The 515-nt window shown below is 43.3% G+C and carries 1 protein-coding gene; it reads right to left on the bottom strand.

Annotated features, from left to right (window positions below; all coding sequences use genetic code 11):
• Positions 1-148: 148 nt before the first annotated feature.
• Positions 149-515 (bottom strand): hypothetical protein (locus tag HL054_RS22270; RefSeq protein ID WP_369141314.1); only part of this gene is annotated, 367 nt, incomplete at its 5' end.

The raw sequence follows: 515 nt of genomic DNA, 5'->3' as shown, positions 1-515 counted from the left end.
GGAGTATCAAAAGAGGGCATGTCAGTGACAATTCCTTTTGTACCTGCACCACGTAAACGGAAGATAGCCATTAATTCTCCTTACGAGGTGCAGGTACAAAAGGAATTGTACCTGCACCACGTAAACGGAAGATAGCCATTAATTCTCCTTACGAGTTACGAACCCAAACATAAATTGGGATAGAAGGTTGAACAATATTGAATGGGTCAGACGTACCTGTGGTGTTATTACCAGTCGTACCACTGTGGGAGATGTGGTGGGTGTGAGCACCATTAGTTGTAGTCCAGAATACACCACCATCACCACCATGTGATTTAGCATCATAATTAAGATAGCTTTCTTTATGAAGATACATACCTAAACCATCATCACCCATGATACGGTGGAAGTGGTCACCATCACGAGAGGTATCAAGATTGAAGCCATATGTATGAGTGTGGGGTGCCATATTTCCTGGACCTAAACGAACAGACATTGCACCAGTTGCATTACCAGCAGTAAACCCATTTGCACCT

This window comes from Modestobacter versicolor (assembly GCF_041028285.1).
GTDB classification, from domain to species: domain Bacteria; phylum Actinomycetota; class Actinomycetes; order Mycobacteriales; family Geodermatophilaceae; genus Modestobacter; species Modestobacter versicolor_A.
The sequence above is the reverse complement of the archived record's forward strand: the minus strand, read 5'-3'. Positions and strand labels throughout refer to the sequence as shown.